Origin of the sequence: Paenibacillus sp. S25 (genome assembly GCF_019454085.1) — a bacterium.
In the GTDB taxonomy this organism is placed as follows: Bacteria; Bacillota; Bacilli; order Paenibacillales; family Paenibacillaceae; genus Paenibacillus; species Paenibacillus polymyxa_B.
Genome location: NZ_CP073683.1, coordinates 1,281,320 through 1,297,476, shown reverse-complemented (window position 1 = coordinate 1,297,476; position 16,157 = coordinate 1,281,320). Strand labels below are relative to the sequence as shown.

5 protein-coding genes are annotated in these 16,157 nt (G+C 49.7%); all 5 read right to left on the bottom strand.

The window, feature by feature from the left end; all coding sequences use genetic code 11:
* Positions 1–12 precede the first annotated feature (12 nt).
* Genes KAI37_RS05610 through KAI37_RS05590 form a run of 5 tightly spaced genes read right to left on the bottom strand, consistent with a single transcriptional unit; the run spans position 13 to position 16,138 of the window.
* On the bottom strand, positions 13–7,146 hold the full coding sequence (locus KAI37_RS05610; protein WP_220030896.1) for a non-ribosomal peptide synthetase: 7,134 nt from the start codon (positions 7,144–7,146) through the stop codon (positions 13–15).
* Positions 7,147–7,182: 36 nt separating this feature from the next.
* Positions 7,183–8,817 (bottom strand): carbamoyltransferase N-terminal domain-containing protein, encoded by a 1,635-nt coding sequence (locus tag KAI37_RS05605; RefSeq protein ID WP_220030895.1) that lies wholly within the window; start codon positions 8,815–8,817, stop codon positions 7,183–7,185.
* A gap of 41 nt (positions 8,818–8,858) precedes the next feature.
* Positions 8,859–12,893 (bottom strand): type I polyketide synthase, encoded by a 4,035-nt coding sequence (locus tag KAI37_RS05600; protein WP_220030894.1) that lies wholly within the window; start codon positions 12,891–12,893, stop codon positions 8,859–8,861.
* Positions 12,894–12,896: 3 nt separating this feature from the next.
* A complete protein-coding gene (locus KAI37_RS05595; RefSeq protein ID WP_220030893.1) occupies positions 12,897–14,921 on the bottom strand; it encodes a non-ribosomal peptide synthetase in 2,025 nt (674 codons plus the stop codon).
* A 5-nt stretch (positions 14,922–14,926) separates the two neighbouring features.
* Positions 14,927–16,138 carry a pyridoxal phosphate-dependent aminotransferase gene (locus KAI37_RS05590; protein WP_071639842.1) on the bottom strand — a complete coding sequence of 404 codons (1,212 nt, stop codon included), beginning with the start codon at positions 16,136–16,138 and terminating at the stop codon, positions 14,927–14,929.
* Positions 16,139–16,157: the final 19 nt, after the last annotated feature.

The window sequence follows — 16,157 nt, the reverse complement described above, 5'->3', positions numbered from 1 at the left end:
GTTCCATCCTCCTTATAGTAGGTCTGCAATCTTGTGCAGTACGTGGACATAGGCCTTCATCATCTGTTCCGCCCAAGTCTTCCTCAGTTTTCCAGCTTGATATTCGCATAGGAACCGTACCTGCTCCGCGCGCACATCCATATGAAGCACCCAGTCAAATTGTCGGGTCACCTCATGTCCCGCCGGCGTATGATTCAGAAACACACAAGGGAGAAAAACGGATGGATTGGCGTTTCCTGTCCCATTTGGCAACATAACTGGGATCGGGTAAAGGTCGGTCTCTTTCGCTTTTTGACGATGACCGGCAACCTCTATGCACAGGGCGCTAAAATCATCATTTTCCGTCAATCGTACACGCAGCGGATACAAGCTCTCCCCTGTCAGTTGTGATGCGGGGAAAGAGGACTGTCCATGGTGTATGAACTGTTTATGTGGTAATGGGTATCCTTCACCGATGAGCAATACCAGTTCGGACTGACCTGTCATTTGTGACAAAATATACGTATAAACGGCTAGTAACAAGTCTGTTAGGGCAAAATCCTGACTCCAAACTGCTTTCTGTAACGTGGTCAGCAGGTCCGCAGGTAAGGTAAAGGTGAACGTAGCCTGCCCCTCGGCTCCTCCATCTGTCCGCATCACCTCATTCCACGGAATAAAAGATAACGGTTCAGCCAAATAAAGATGCCAGTATTGCTCCTGACGCTCATATCGTTCCTGTTCCGCATCCGTCCATGCTTGTTCTCCTTGCTGCTGCTCCAGAAAACCGGAAAGTCTCGCAATCGTCGGATAGGCAAAGCAGTCTGCAACGCTGATTTTCCCCGGAAAGATTTGCTGAAGACGAACATTCATTTGAATGAGTAGAACCGAGTTGCCCCCCAGCTCAAAGAAATTATCGTGGATGCCAAGCTCATTTCTGTGCAATACCTCTTCCCAAATTTGGCTGACCTGCATTTCCACCTCTGTAGCAGGTGCTGTATACTCCACTCCAAGAAGAGGACGGCTATGATCCGGCTTGGGCAGCATTCTACGGTTTATTTTCCCGTTCGGCGTTAAAGGCATCTCCGACAAGGTAATAAAATGCGACGGAATCATATATTCTGGCAGTCGGGCAAGCAGATGATTGCGCAGCTCACTCACTGATAAAGTCTGCTGGCCTACCCAATAGGCACAAAGGGAGTGGTTCTCCTGTTCATCTGATCGGTCCTGTACAACCACAGCTTCCCGAATGGCAGGGTGAGCCAGCAGCGCCTGTTCAATTTCCCCCAGTTCCACCCGATAGCCACGGACCTTGATCTGATCATCCATCCGGCCCAACACTTCAATCTCGCCGTTAGGCAGCAACCGCGCCAAATCTCCGGTCTTAAACATTCGCTCACCGGACCGGAACGGATTGGCTTTGAACTTCTCCGCTGTCAGCTCAGGGCGCTTGTCATAACCGGATGCAAGTCCCTTGCCTCCAATCCAGAGATCACCCGCTACAAGATCCGGTACAGGCTGGAGCTGCCCATCCAGAATATATACTTGTGTATTCGCTATCGGCGTACCCACTGTCACCCGCTCATGCTGGGTAAGCTCCTGCACAGTTGACCAGACTGTAGTTTCGGTTGGGCCGTACATGTTAAAAATGCGCGCTGTGGTCACGTCCTGCGTCTGGCGAAGCAATGGCTCTGGTAAAGCCTCGCCCCCCACCATCACAACCTGCAACGTGCGCATACTCTCTTTTGCTTCCGGGTGCATAAGCAAAAGCTGAAGCCGCGAGGGTGTCATTTGCAGCAAGTGCGGACCTGTTCGGCGAATCGCCTCCAACAGCAGTTCAGCATTCGTCTGCTCTTCTCCCGTAGATAACACTACCCGTAGCCCCTTCGCCAAAGGCAGTAGCGTTTCCAATACAAAAATATCAAATGCGGCAGTGGTTACCGAAAAGAAGGTCTGACCTTCAGGAAACGGAATTCGCTCGGTAATCCCGTAGATCAGGTTAACAATGGCTTCCTGACGGATCATCACGCCTTTCGGATTTCCAGTCGATCCTGAGGTGAAAATCATATACGCCAAATCATGGGGTCCCGGCTGTGTGATCTTCAGCCTTTTTCCATCCTGACGGTATATACTCTCGTCATTCAACGAAATGACTTCGCCTCTAAAATCCAGTCCATCCAGCAGTGTGTCCCGACTAATAAGCCATTGCGCTTCACTCTCTTCCAGCATGTAGGAAATACGCGCCGCAGGATAGTCGGGATCGATCGGCAAATAGGCAGCACCTGCCTTTAAAATGCCGAGCATCGCCGTCAGCAAATCTACCGACCGTTCCAGCAGCAAGGCAACCACCGTATTCACGTCCGCTCCTTTGCTGCGCAATGTTCTCGCCACCCGATTGGACAGGACATCCAGCTCGCCATAGGTCAAACGTCGGCTCCCACATTCTACCGCTATGGCGTCCGGCATCCGTGCAGCCTGTTCTTCGAACAGGTGATGCATCAGCTTGTCAGCCGGAAGCGCAAGTTCAGTCGCATTGCGGGCGACAAGGATGCGTGATTGCTCCGCAGGAGTCAGCAGGCTGGCAGCATACAGGGGGCGGTCTGGCTGCGAAGTCAGTTGGGCCACCAGCTCTATGAAATGCTGCGCCATCTGGCGAACCGTATGCTCGCGGAACAGTTCCGCGCTGTATTCAAAGGTACAATGCAGCCCATTACGGCGATTATCACCTACACCTTTCGCAGTCGTTATCTCAACCACGGTCAGCATCAAATCAAATGAAGCAAAAGGGCTTTCCAACGGATAAGGCTTCACCTGTAAACCCGGCACTTCCCTGCTGCCATCCATAAAATTTTGCAGCCGAAACATCGTGTCAAACAGCGGATTACGACTCAAATCCCGCTGGAGATGCAAGCGATTGACGAGCATATCAAAGGGGTAATCCTGATGCTCAAACGCATTCAACGCATTGTCTTTGACCTCGTCCAGAAACTGTCGGAAGGTCTTCTCCTGTACGGGAGCATTTCGTAACGTAAGTGTATTTACGAACATACCGAGCATCCGCTCCAGCTGAACATGCGATCTTCCGGCTACTGGCGTACCCACCACGATGTCCTCCTGCCCACTGTAGCGGGACAAGAATACATTGTATGCCGCAAGCAAAACCATAAATAACGTGGCACCACTCTCCGTTGCCAGCTTCCGCAAACTTGTTGCACAGTCTGACGACAGACTAAATTCCAGCGAGCCCCCGGCAAAACTCCGTTGTCTTGGTCTTGGATAATCTCCCGGCAGATTCAGAAGCGGAATTTCCCTTCCAGTGTGCTGTTCGTCGAACATCTTCAGCCAGAACGCTTCCTGTTCTTTCAGATGTTCCCCGCTGAGCTGTGTATGTTGCCAGGCGGCAAAGTCTTTATACTGAATGTGCGGTTTTTCCAGAGCGCTTCCTTCCATCAGGGAGATAAACTCATCAATAAGCACTGTCGCAGAAATTCCATCAAAAATAATATGATGCACATCCAGCAGTAGAACATGGCTCTGCTCCGCTAATCGAACCAGCATTACCCGTAAAAGCGGGGGCTGTTGCAAATCAAAAGGACGCAAAAATGATTGCTGAATCTGCGGCATATCGGCCGCCGTCCCTTCGGTATATTCCATTTTCCAAGCTACATCCGAATGAATCTGCTGTACTACCTCATCCTCCAGCAGGGTAAAGCCCGTTCGAAATACTTCATGCCGGAGCAGTAATGTTCGAAACAGACGTTCAAGCTGCTCTCGTTGGATACTGCCTTCCAAATGCCATGCAGTGAACACGTGATTGCTCAGGCTTTCTCCTTCCAATTGATGCAAAACAAATAATCGTCTTTGAGCGGCGGAAACTGGGTAATACTCCTGCTCAGGCAACGGTTCGATAGAAGCTGCATGAACAGAGGTCTTTTGACGAAGCAAATCTGCCAGCTCACGAATGGTTTGATGATCAAAAAGTTCTTTGAACGTCACTTTCACCTGCAAGCGCTCCTGAATCCGGTAAATCATTTTTGCCATCTTGAGTGAATGTCCACCCAATGCAAAAAAGGGGTCCTGTACACCCACTTGCGCTATATCCAAAATTTCTGCCCAAATAGTCGACAGCTCTTGCTCCATACCGTCCCTTGGAGGTACATATTCTGTTCCTGCAAGACTTCTTCCCTCAGGTTTTGGCATATGTTTACGGTCGATTTTACCGTGTGGGGTCAAAGGCATGACTTCAAGCGGGACCAACAGACCAGGAACCATATAGTCGGGAAGCCGTTCTTTTAGATGTTGGCGTACCCCTTCTGATGTCATTTCCGGCGACTGCAATGTGTAATAGCCGATCAGCCCGGTTAATCCCGTCTCCTCCACATATGCAATCACCGCTGCCTCACGAATAGATGGAAGACTGACCAGCGCCTGCTCAACTTCCTTCATTTCGACGCGAAATCCCCGCACCTGAACCTGATCGTCCTTTCGCCCAAGATACTGAAATTGCCCGTCCGGGGTCTGACAGCCTAAGTCTCCCGTTCGATAAAGCCTTTCTCCGGTCAACGGATGCGTAGTGAAGGCTTGGGCCGTCAAATCCGGCTTGGCCCAATATCCGCTCGCCAGTCCTGTCCCGCCGATACAAATCTCGCCTTGCACCTGGAATCCCGCAAGCTGTCCATCCTGATCCAGCACATACACATGAGTATTCGCAATCGGCAGCCCCAGAGGAATACGTAATGTTCCTGCATCCGGCTTGTGCTGAATGATATGCTGGGTCGCATAGATGGCCGATTCGGTCATGCCATATAGATTGGCGATTTTCGCTGTGCGAAAAAGAGTGTACCATTCCTGCACGATATTCACCGGAAGCGCTTCGCCCCCGTTAAAAATCCACTTTAGATCAGGCAATGGATGAGATTCCCCCGCATTTCGTACGGCACTTAGGAAAACATTCATGAGCGCAGGAACAAATTGAGTAACCGTCACTTTTTCCCGCTCCATAAATGGGTATAGCTGTGCAGGGTCTTTGACGATATCCGTGGGTACAATCGTTAATTTGGCTCCCTCCATCAGCGGCCAGAACCATTCCCACACCGAGTCTGTAAAGCTGGTAGACGTCTTCTGCGCGATGACATCGTCTGCTCCCAGAGCAAAGGTATCCTGCAACCAAAACAACGTATTCAGCACAGCCTTATGGGTCATCATCACCCCTTTGGGCTGTCCCGTGGAGCCAGATGTGTACATGATATACGCCAGGTCTTTTTCATTAGGAATATTTTGCAGACTCAGCTCATCCGTAGACATCCCTTGTGCTTTGACAGGAATAAAATAAGACTCATCCCCTCGCATCTCCCGCAGTCTAACGATCCACTCCGACTCTCCCCATACCGTTTCATCCAGACAAATGACAGTTTCAATACAGTCTGGCAAATGATCTAACGTCCGCCCGAAATAACGTAAATTCGTAACAAGCACGCGGCACGAACTGTCGTCAAGCATATACTTGATTCGGGATTGCGGATAGTCAGGATCAATCGGTACATAGGCACCACCGGCCTTCATAATCCCTAAAATAGCGGTAAGCAATGAGACATCTCTATCCCCCATAATGGCAACCAGCGAGTTCGGACGAACTTCATAACGACTGAAAAGCTGTCCCAATTGGTTGGAGCGAAGGTGCAGCTCCTTATAGGTGACAGCCATGTCGCCGTCCAGAACCCCCACTGCATCAGGGGTACGGAGCGTCTGCTCCTGAATACGAGACGTAATCGTGACTCCACCCGGATAAGCCTTCTGCGTATCATTAACGCGATGGATGACCGCCCGTTCCTCTGCCCCCATGTAATCCATTTTCCACACAGGCTGCTCCGGATCCTGAATGGCACCCGCAATAATGTTACGGAAATACGCTCCGATTCTGGACATCGTTGAGGCTGTAAACAAATCTGTTCCATAGCTAAGCGATATGACCAATTCGTCATTTACGGATTCCACAATTACGGTCAAGTCAAACTCATTCGCGTCGGCACCATTTCCCAGCTTGATTCTTTCCATCGGGATTCCCCCGAAGTTCTCCTCATTTTTGGAGCCGGCTGCAAAATTAATCAGAACGTCAAACAGCGGGGCACGATTTAGACGGCGCGGACGGTTCAATACCTGCAACAGCTTGTCAAAAGGATAGTCCTGATGGGCGTATGCTCCTGCGCACTCATCTTTAACTTGTTGTAACAATCGTGAAAAAGAAATGTCTCGGGAAAGTCGATTCCGCAGCACGAGAGTATTCACAAAAAAACCCATCAGGTTTCGAATCTGCTTTTGATTCCGTCCCGCCACAGGAGTACCAATAATAATGTCCTCCTGCTGAGTAAGCCGGGCTAATAACACATTCAGACTGGCAACGATCGACATGAACATGGTGGTTCCGTACGTGCGGTTCAACCGCTCCAAGCCCGCGCATAATTCCGCATCCAGAATGACCTTTTCCACCGCCGCCGGAGCATGTCGGATGCTCGGACGCGGAAAATCCAAAGGCAATTGAAGACTTGGCAATTCACCATCCAATCGGGATTTCCAGTATTGCTCCTGCGAGCTTAATTTTCCATTAAGCACCTGCTGATTTTGCCAATGTGCATAATCAATATACTGGATCGGCAATTCTGGCAAATGGGGGCTTGTTCCTTGCTCCAACGCCTGATAAATATGAAACAGTTCTTGAAAAAACAGATCCATAGACCAACCATCTTCAATGATGTGGTGCATACAAATATGAAAAACATAGTCATGTGCCGCCAGCATGTAGATCTGTGCCCGCCATAATGGACTCTGCTCCAGATCAAAAGGCTGATTCATCACAGTCTGTATTTCTTTTTGCACCTCTGCCCACGCTGTTTCTTCCCCTGTATCCGATACATCCACAACAGGCACGTTTAAGGTCAATTGCTCAAGCACCACTTGCTTCGGTACACCTTCGACCACCGTGAACACTGTACGAAGGATAAAATGTCTTTCAACGATGGTATGGAGGGCCTGCTGTAAATACGAGGTATTCACAGCTTGTCTGATTCGAACGGCTACCGACTGATTTAAGGCGCTGCTCTGAGCGTCCAGCTGGGACTGAACCCAGAACCGTTTCTGCCCATGAGACAGATCATAGGTCTGCTTCTCTCCCATGTGTAAACCTCCATCTGTACATTATTCGAGGATATGCTACTGCTTTTCGTATAACGTTTCATTGCACCAGACATACCGGGTTCCGTTCCATTCGGTTGCAGAACATACATCCGGGAAAAAGCCGCTGCCGAGCAGATTGGCGCTAGTATTGCACAGCACTGGAATACCGCTCAAATTTGCGTACGCATCCAGCAAATCATAGATCAGCGGATTATCCTCCCGACTCACCGTCTGCAGGCGTGCCGTTCCATCGAGATGACGGATCGCAGGAATGCGTTCCACCCATTCATCACGCAACATATGATCAAAAAGCATATACGGATCACGGGTTCCCGGCGAAAAAATAGCAGGTGCATGCTCCTCCATACAAATCGGTGAGACCGGACGATAGTCTTCCCGCTGCTTGATGGCATTCAGGCGGTCTTTCATGTCCGGTTGAACGGCAGCTGCCAGTATACTCCGGTTGCCCAAAGCACGTGGTCCCAGTTCCGCCCGATCATGCAGCACCACGACTGGTTCATCTGTCGTATGCAGCAACTCCGCGAGCTGTGCTACCGTACAAGCATGTGATTCCCAGCCTTCTGCAGGCTCATTTTGAATGACCATGGGTCCGCTGTACACAGACCAATTCAAATGAGGATGACCTGTCTGATGAATCATTTCACAACAGGCAGCACCAATAGCCGAACCTGTATCATTGGTAAACGGAGAAACAAACACATCGTCAAATAATCCGCTTTCCCGAATCGCACTGTTCCATTTGATATTCAGAGAACAGCCTCCTATAAAGCAAAAGTTACGTGTTTTCCGTCCATGCTTGGTCACACTCGCCTCCAGCGAGGTTACGAGAAGCTGCTCCAAATACTGATGGAAAGACGCCATGGCGTCTGCATGCGGAATACGATGCTCATCTACATATCGCTTGATTTCCTGGGAAAAGGTCCAGTTAAACTCCAGCGAGGGTGAAAAATGCCGTGCATACGTCAGCTCAAACTGTTCGAGCAGCTCTGGACGTACCTGTCCCTTGGCAATGTAGGCCATGACCTTGCCCGCTACCGAAAGATCATCCACGCGCGGTCCTTGCCCTCCGCGAAGAAATGGCTCAAAATGCAGCGAAAACAGTGAATAAATGTTGCCAATGTACATGAAGAGAGGACCCAGATTTTCTAATTTTCCGTTCGCTGGATCAAAGTAATAAAAACGAGGATACATGCCGCCATCGTACACGAGCGCGTAAGACGGCTCCTTGTTCACCGCATAAGGACTCGCACAATAGGTGCTGGCGATATGTGTGGTTGAATGCATATAGCTGGTATAGTCGTAGGTTCTTCCGCCAATGACAAGACCACTGCCCGAATAGGCTTGGAGTGCGTCGGCTGAAAGCGATACTTCGCGGTAAGGTGCAACCGTGAGAGACAGCTCCTGTCCATGGGAACGCGTATCCACCTTGCTTTCCTTCAAACCAGCCCAGCCGTCGATGACAAACCGATCCACATCTGCCGAGGTATAGCCATGCAGATTAAGCACTTCCTCGACAAAATCCAAATCAGGAATTTCGCTGTAGCGTTTGTTGTTATTGAATTTTTCAACCTCGTAGCTGAAAATAAGCTTGTTATCCTCAATCAAAGCCACACTACCATCATGCGTTAATTTCAGTCCGCAGAATAACATGTTCCTTCACTCCTCACCTGTTAGCCCAACACAAAGCCGCTTTATTGTTCAGCCTCAGCAAAATGACGTGGTAATACCGGAATGATATCGGATTCCTCGGAATCGACACGATTGGATTCATCTATCCAGCTTCCCAGCCCGGCCACCGTTGGCTCCTGAAAAAAGACCTGAATCGGTACATCTATGGCCAGCTGGTCTTTAATTTTAGCAATGACACTCATCAGCATCAGCGAATCTCCATTTTCAAAAAAGTCCTGGTGTATGCTAATTTCCTCATGCCCCAGCACCTCGCCCCAAATCTGACCTAGCTGCCGTTCTGTTTTCGAATACACATCTCCATCACGGCCGATCAAGGTCACTTGAATGTGAGAGTTCATGTGCACTCCAGTGTCCGTAGCCTCCGACTTGGGCTGTAGCGTACGAAACAGCTCTTCCTCAAAGGAGACAAATTTAGCACCCAGCTTCACATTTCGCTGGATCATATCGTTCAGTGCCTCATTAGAGGTAATGAACTGCTTCAGCTCTTGATAGGACTCCAGCAGATGACTGTGGGCTTCGGATTCTTGATCGTTGTGCTCCTGCGCTTGCTCTGTAATTTCCTTTGTTAAGTCTGGGGAAAAGCGAACCTTGAGCAGCGTCAGCACTTGAGCCAGCTCCTGGCTGCGAATGTTGGCAATGACCGTTTGGGTCAGTTTATATTGCAAAAGCCGATCAAACAGCTTGCCATAGTCCTCCGACGAAATCGGCTGAGATAACATCCGTTGATCCATCAGCTCGTCCGATGTAGCCCCCATCTCCAGATGCGACCAGTTGATCGCCATCATCTCCATGCCACGACGGCTCTGATAGTGGGCATATTGATCCAAGAATGCATTTGCAGCAGCGTAGCTACCCAAGCCTACACCTCCCAGCTGCGAAGCCACTGACGAGAAAAGAATCCAGAAGTCCAGCGTTTGATCCTTAGTCACCTCGTTTAACACCCATGTTCCTATTACCTTGGCTTCCATGATTCGCTGGAACCCGGCTGCATCCATCTGCTCCAGACGAATTTCCTCCAGATGCATCGCGGCATTCATAACCCCATGAATTGAGCCATAACGTGCATGTACATCATCCACGACCTTCTTCATTGCATCCAGATCCGTGATATCTGCCGCATAGTAGCTCACCTCGGAGCCGAGCTTTTCAATCTCCAACAGTCCACGGATTTTCTTCGTAATTTCAGAGGCATCCAGCTCTGCAGCTCGTTCCTGCCAGCTTTCTCGGTCCGGAAGCACAGTACGATTCACCAGCACGAGCTTAACCTTCGCCTGCCGGGCAAGATAGCGGCAGGTTTCCAGTCCAACTGAACCGGCTCCCCCGGCAATCAGATAGACGCCACCCTCACGGATTGTAATCTTTCGATGTGGAAGAGCTGTAAGCTGCATCCGTTCCAGCTGCTGCGTATACCGCTGACCGCTTCGCCATGCTGAACTCTGATCTGCTTCGTCCCGATTCAATTCCAGCATGATTTCCTGAGCAATGTCAGAATTTTCGCGTCCGATCGTTTCTACATCCATACAGCTACAACGATGCTGGCTATATTCCTGCGAGATGACCTTCATCAATCCCCACAGAGGCGCTTTTTCCGGGAACACATATGTATCCTCCGCTACGACCAGCTGTGCGTAGTTCGAGACGACTTTGATTTCCAATGGACGATGAATCGAGCTTGCCTGAACAGCCTTCATCAAATAAAAAAGACTTAAAGCCCCTTGCTCCTGACTTTCATTCAAATCATCGAGCTGTCGCATGCGACTGCGAATTTCGGTGCAGGTCCACAAGTGGACGATACCGGAAAGCTCTGCTCCCCCTCGCGTCTCAACCTCGGTCACGGCTGCAAGCAGCCTGTTATAGTCCTCCGCATAGCCGGGACGAATCTGATAATGACTCGGATCTATGGCAGCATAATCAGATGCAGCCTCTACGATAATAGGTGCGAGTCCTTGATCCTTCATAAGCTCGCTAAGTGAAGCAGCTACGCCTTCTTCATCCGCCAGAATAAGCCATGACTTACTGGTAACCGACCGTTCTTGGGAGGCAGAAGCCGTCAACGGACTGGCTACCCAATTCAGTTCATAGAACCACTGGTCAACCTGCTTCTCCGGTACCGATCTCAAGGCTGGGGAATCTACTACATGCTCCATCGCATGCTCCGGGATATAATCCACCCAATGCCGCTTTCCTGCAAATGGATATACTGGTAAAGGAACACGATGTCTTTGATCCAAATCATGCAGAGCACTCCAATTGATCTCGCTACCTTGCATATATTCATCCACAACCCGATCCAGGCTGGTGTCAGGCTGTACCTTGAAGCTTTTCTCCTCACGGGTCGTTAGGCGGGTATAATATATCCCCTCTCCCGCTAAAGCTGGACGTGCAGCTTCATCTGCATTTGCAAAACGCTCCAGCCCTTCCTTCAACTCTTCAAGACTTGTAGCTACAATCGCAAGCCGATAAGCATAGTGCCCCCGTCCCTGATTGCTTGTAAAACAAATATCTGGCAGCGCATGAGCCGTGCGATCCAAAAACGTACGATAACGGTCAACCAAAGCACCAAAGGAAGCTTTACTCTTGGCAGACAACGTAAATACATACGGTACGTTTTCTCCGCTGGCGGACTGGCTCTGCTCGTCCTGCTCATATTCCTCCAATATGACATGGCAATTGGTTCCAGCCAATCCAAAAGCACTGACCCCTGCCCGCCGTGGCACTCCTGCCTCCGTCTCCCATGGAACCAACTCTGTATTCACATACACAGGCGATTCGATAAAATTAATGTGCGGATTTGGCTCGTTAAAATGGAGGGTTGCCGGAATTTCCTTCTTTTGCAATAACAGCACCGTTTTGATCAGACCTGCAATACCGGCTGCGGTGTCCAGATGACCTATGTTCGTTTTTACCGCGCCCAAGGCACAAAAATGCCGCTTGTCCGTGTAGCTGCGGAAGGCGTTGGTAATGCCTTCAATCTCAATCGGATCACCTAGACGAGTTCCTGTACCGTGAGCCTCAATATAGGTTACCGTTTCCGGAGAGATGCCCGCATTACGCCAAGCTTCCTTCATCAGCTCCGTCTGAGCCAAGGCACTTGGCGCGGTAATGCCGTTGGACTTTCCGTCCGAATTCATGGAGCTGCCTTTAATGACAGCGTAGATATGATCCCGATCCTTTTTAGCCTTTTCCAGCGTCTTCAGTACGATGACCCCAAATCCCTCGCCCCATACTGTCCCATTCGCTGCGGCATCGAAGGTACGCGCAACAGAGTCGGGCGAAGCAATGCCGATATCGACCAGCCCTTCATCTACGGGAAATAAGGTCAGGTTCAGCCCGCCAGCTACAGCCATATCACAATCGCCAGTAATCAGCCCTTTGACCGCATGATGCACAGCAGCCAAAGATGCCGAGCAGGCGGTATCAATCAGATGGCTGCCGCTGGCGAGATTCAGCAAGTAGGCCACCCGACTGGCTACGACTGAAATGGTATTGCCGGGTAAGGCATACGGCTCCATGTTCTGAATCAGTTGCAAGTAATCGGCATCCGTATCCCCTACGTATACCCCGGTTCGTGAGCCGTACAATTCCTTTTCGGCATAACCGGCATCCTCCAGCGCTTCCCAGGTAACTTCAAGGAAAATGCGCTGCAAAGGGTCCATACACCGGGCTTCTGCAGGAGTAATGTTAAAATATTCCGCATCAAAACGATCAATATGGTCCAAATAGGCTCCTCTGCGATACTTGATCTCCGGCGCATATCGTTTACCTTTAAAATAGTCCCGAATAGGCCGATCCACGTCAGCCTTGCGGCTTTCCGGGAAGTCCCTCACGGCATCCATGCCGTTCACGAGATTATCCCAAAACTCATCTGTTCCATTTGCGCCCGGAAACCGACAGGCCATCCCAACAACGGCAATATCATCAACCTTCACCGTCTTGGCCTCATTTTCGAATAGCTCTTTTAGCATCGGCAGAGCTTCTATCTTGGAGAGATGTTTTGCGGCAACCTGAGCTAGCAAATACTTCTGAACCCGTTTCATATGTTATCCCTCCTTCAGATGGTCCAGCGCCCGTATAGACTCGCTTACATCCAGTGAGCCATCTTCAATTTGATCCAGCAGGCTCATAAGATCCTGATCCAGCTGTTCATCATCCTTGGACTGATTTTCAAAGTGATTCATATACGCTGCAATCGTAGGATAGGAAAACAGCTCAGCTACTGTTGCCTCACTGCCCAGTGCGTGCTTCATCTTTCGATGAAGCCGAACAATCGAGATGGAATTGCCGCCGATTTCAAAAAAGCTGTCATGGATGCCGACGTCCTCCGGGCTTATATTTAAGATTCCGGCCCAGATTTTCGTCAGCATATGCTCTCTTTCATTGCGAGGCGCCACATATGCGGTTGAACGATGAACTCGGCCCTCCGGCTGTGGCAGATTTTTGCGATCAATCTTCCCGTTCGGAGTTAGCGGCATCTCCAGCAGTTCCATGAAAAATCCCGGAATCATATACTCAGGTAATATTTCACGCAGATGAGCTGTCAGATCATCCACTTCGAGTCCTTTTTCCAGCGAAGTAAAATAACATAAGAGATTGGTTACACCAAACTCATCCGTTTGGGCAATCACAGCTGTTTCCTTGATCCCTGGAAAAACGGATACGGCCCGCTCCACTTCTTTGAGTTCTACGCGATACCCCCGCACCTGTACCTGATCATCCTTGCGGCCGCTATACTCTAGAATGCCATCCGGCCGTAACAGTCCCAAATCACCTGTACGATATAGCTGTTCGCCTGTTTTGGGATGCTGGGTAAAAGCCTTGGCAGTTGCTTCTGCCTTATTCCAGTACCCCTCCGTCAGACCAATCCCGCCGATGCATATTTCGCCTTTGACCTCAAAGGGGCACAATTGCCCCTCCTTGTCCAAAATATAAACATGCGTGTTCGCAAGGGGCCTTCCCAACGGAATGCTCAATTCGCCCTCTGCCGGAGATGCATCAATCAGGTAACAGGTTGCATAAATAGCCGACTCGGTCATACCGTAAATGTTGGCAATCTTGGCTTGCTGGAATGTGCTGTACCAGTCCCGCACCCCATTGACGAGCAAGGCTTCGCCTCCATTGAATACCCATTTAAGTTCCGGTAGCGGATGATCCGTCTCTTCGGTCGGAACCGCATCCAGAAAGAGACTCATCTGGGCCGGAACGAACTGGGTGATGGTAATCTTGTCATCCCGGAGCTGTTCATATAGCCGCTGAGGATCTTTGACCGTATCCGAGCTGAATATAGACAGCTTGGCTCCGTATATCAAAGGCCAGAAGAATTCCCATACCGAATCGGTAAAACTGGCAGAAGTCTTCTGCGCAATCACATCTTCTGCGGTCAAACAAAAGGTGTCCTGCAACCAAAAGAGCGTATTTAGCACAGCTTTATGCGTCATCATGACTCCTTTGGGATCTCCCGTAGAGCCTGAGGTGTAAATCAAATACGCAAGATCATTTTCACCGGCAGGACAGGCCCATGAGCCCCGCTCCTGGCGCTCCCAATCCGACCGCTGATACACCTTCAGACGATCTGCTCGCATCTTCGTTTCGTCAAGACAAACAACCGTCGTCATGCTTTCCGGCAAATCTCCCAGCATCGTTTGCAGCTTGGCAGACTCGGTGATCAGCACACCGCAAGCACTGTCGCGCAGCATATATTGAATCCGCTTTTTCGGGTAGTCCGGGTCAATAGGCACGTAGGCTGCACCTGCTTTTAATACGCCGAAAACAGCCACTAAAAGCTCAATTCCCCGTTCCGCTACCACCGCTACCCGCTGGTTAGGCCGGACACCTGCTGCATGCAGCAGGCGGGCCATTCGGTTCGCTTGTTCCTCCAATTCGGCATACGTAATGGAGGAGCCGTATTCATAAATAGCGGTTTGCTGTGGTGTGATTGTGACCTGACGGGCAAACAAATCAGGAATCGTAACATGATCCTCATAAGGCTTTGCAGTCTGATTCATCTCCGCAATGACGCGTTCCTCTTCTGCCGATAGAATTTCAAATGCATCAAAATCCAGATCCATAGGGTCTACTCCCGAACCGGAATTGCAGCAGATACAGCCGATTGACCTACCAAGCTGTTTGTGAAAAAGTCCACTAAGCGATCTATGCCTTCGTTGTATCGCGTTGTAGAGTAGGACAGGCGCAGCATTTTCGGCAATCCAAAATCAGAACCTGGTACAGTCGCCACTTGTTTGGCTTTCATAATTTGTTCAGCCAGCTCCAAACTCGTTTCGATGCCGTGCTCGTCCATGTACTTTTCACAATCGAGTGTGAAGTAAAAGCTACCTTGTGCAGGGATAGCACGTACGAGCGGAACCTCATTGAATTGCTCCACCGTATAATCCCGTCTTGCTTTATACAGGCTGACCAGCTGCTCAATCTCTTCGGGATGTGCCAATGCTTCCAGTGCGCCAAATTGCACGACAGGGTCGGCTGTCAGCAATGTGTGGTGCTGTATGACCGTGAGCGGTGTGACTAGCTCGTCAGGAACGATACAGTAACCCACGCGCCGACTGTACATCCGGTATCCTTTGGAGAAAGCATTCGTCGTAATAAAGGCTGATTTGGTATCCTTCAGCTCCAGTACCGAAGTGCTTCGTTCATCAAAGCAAACATTGGCATAAATCTCATCATTAATGACCACTGCCTGACCGTTGATAATTTCATCAATGGCATACAGCTCGTCTTTCGTTAAGATGTTGCCTAGCGGATTACCAGGCGAATTAATGACTACAATTCTAGTTTTATCCGTGAAATTTTCCTTAAAGGAATCCAGATCCAGTGCCAGCGTCTCCAAATTGATATCATAGTAGCGAACATTCGCCCCTACCAATTGGGCGCAAAAATGATACAGAGAATAGTACGGACGCGGTAAAAGAACCTCATCCCCCTCTTTTGCCAGCAAATAAAACAGATTTCGGAATAAGGCGCTGGTGCCTACATTAATCAGGATATTGTTAGGGTTAATGTCCAGATCATATGTTTTCTTGTATTCCTCCGCGAGTGCTTCCTTTAATTCCGGCAAGCCCGGCGGAAATACAAGCGAGCTTTTTTCAAAGGTGTCCAACGCATCCTTCATCGACTGAATGATATCCTCATGCAAAGGCAGCTCGGATTTTCCCAAGGTCATTCGAATGACCTCTTTGGAGCCGTTTTTCTCAAATTCATAAGCCATTTGATCCAGAACGAACATTAAAAACCGATTGTCATAAAATTCAATAGATGATCTTAATTCCATTTGTAATTGCCTCCTTTGA

Coding starts and splice junctions, on each gene's coding strand:
- KAI37_RS05610 (WP_220030896.1), bottom strand. CDS start 7,146: ATGGGAGAGAAGCAGACCTATGATCTGTCTCATGGGCAGAAACGGTTC.
- KAI37_RS05605 (WP_220030895.1), bottom strand. CDS start 8,817: ATGTTATTCTGCGGACTGAAATTAACGCATGATGGTAGTGTGGCTTTG.
- KAI37_RS05600 (WP_220030894.1), bottom strand. CDS start 12,893: ATGAAACGGGTTCAGAAGTATTTGCTAGCTCAGGTTGCCGCAAAACAT.
- KAI37_RS05595 (WP_220030893.1), bottom strand. CDS start 14,921: ATGGATCTGGATTTTGATGCATTTGAAATTCTATCGGCAGAAGAGGAA.
- KAI37_RS05590 (WP_071639842.1), bottom strand. CDS start 16,138: ATGGAATTAAGATCATCTATTGAATTTTATGACAATCGGTTTTTAATG.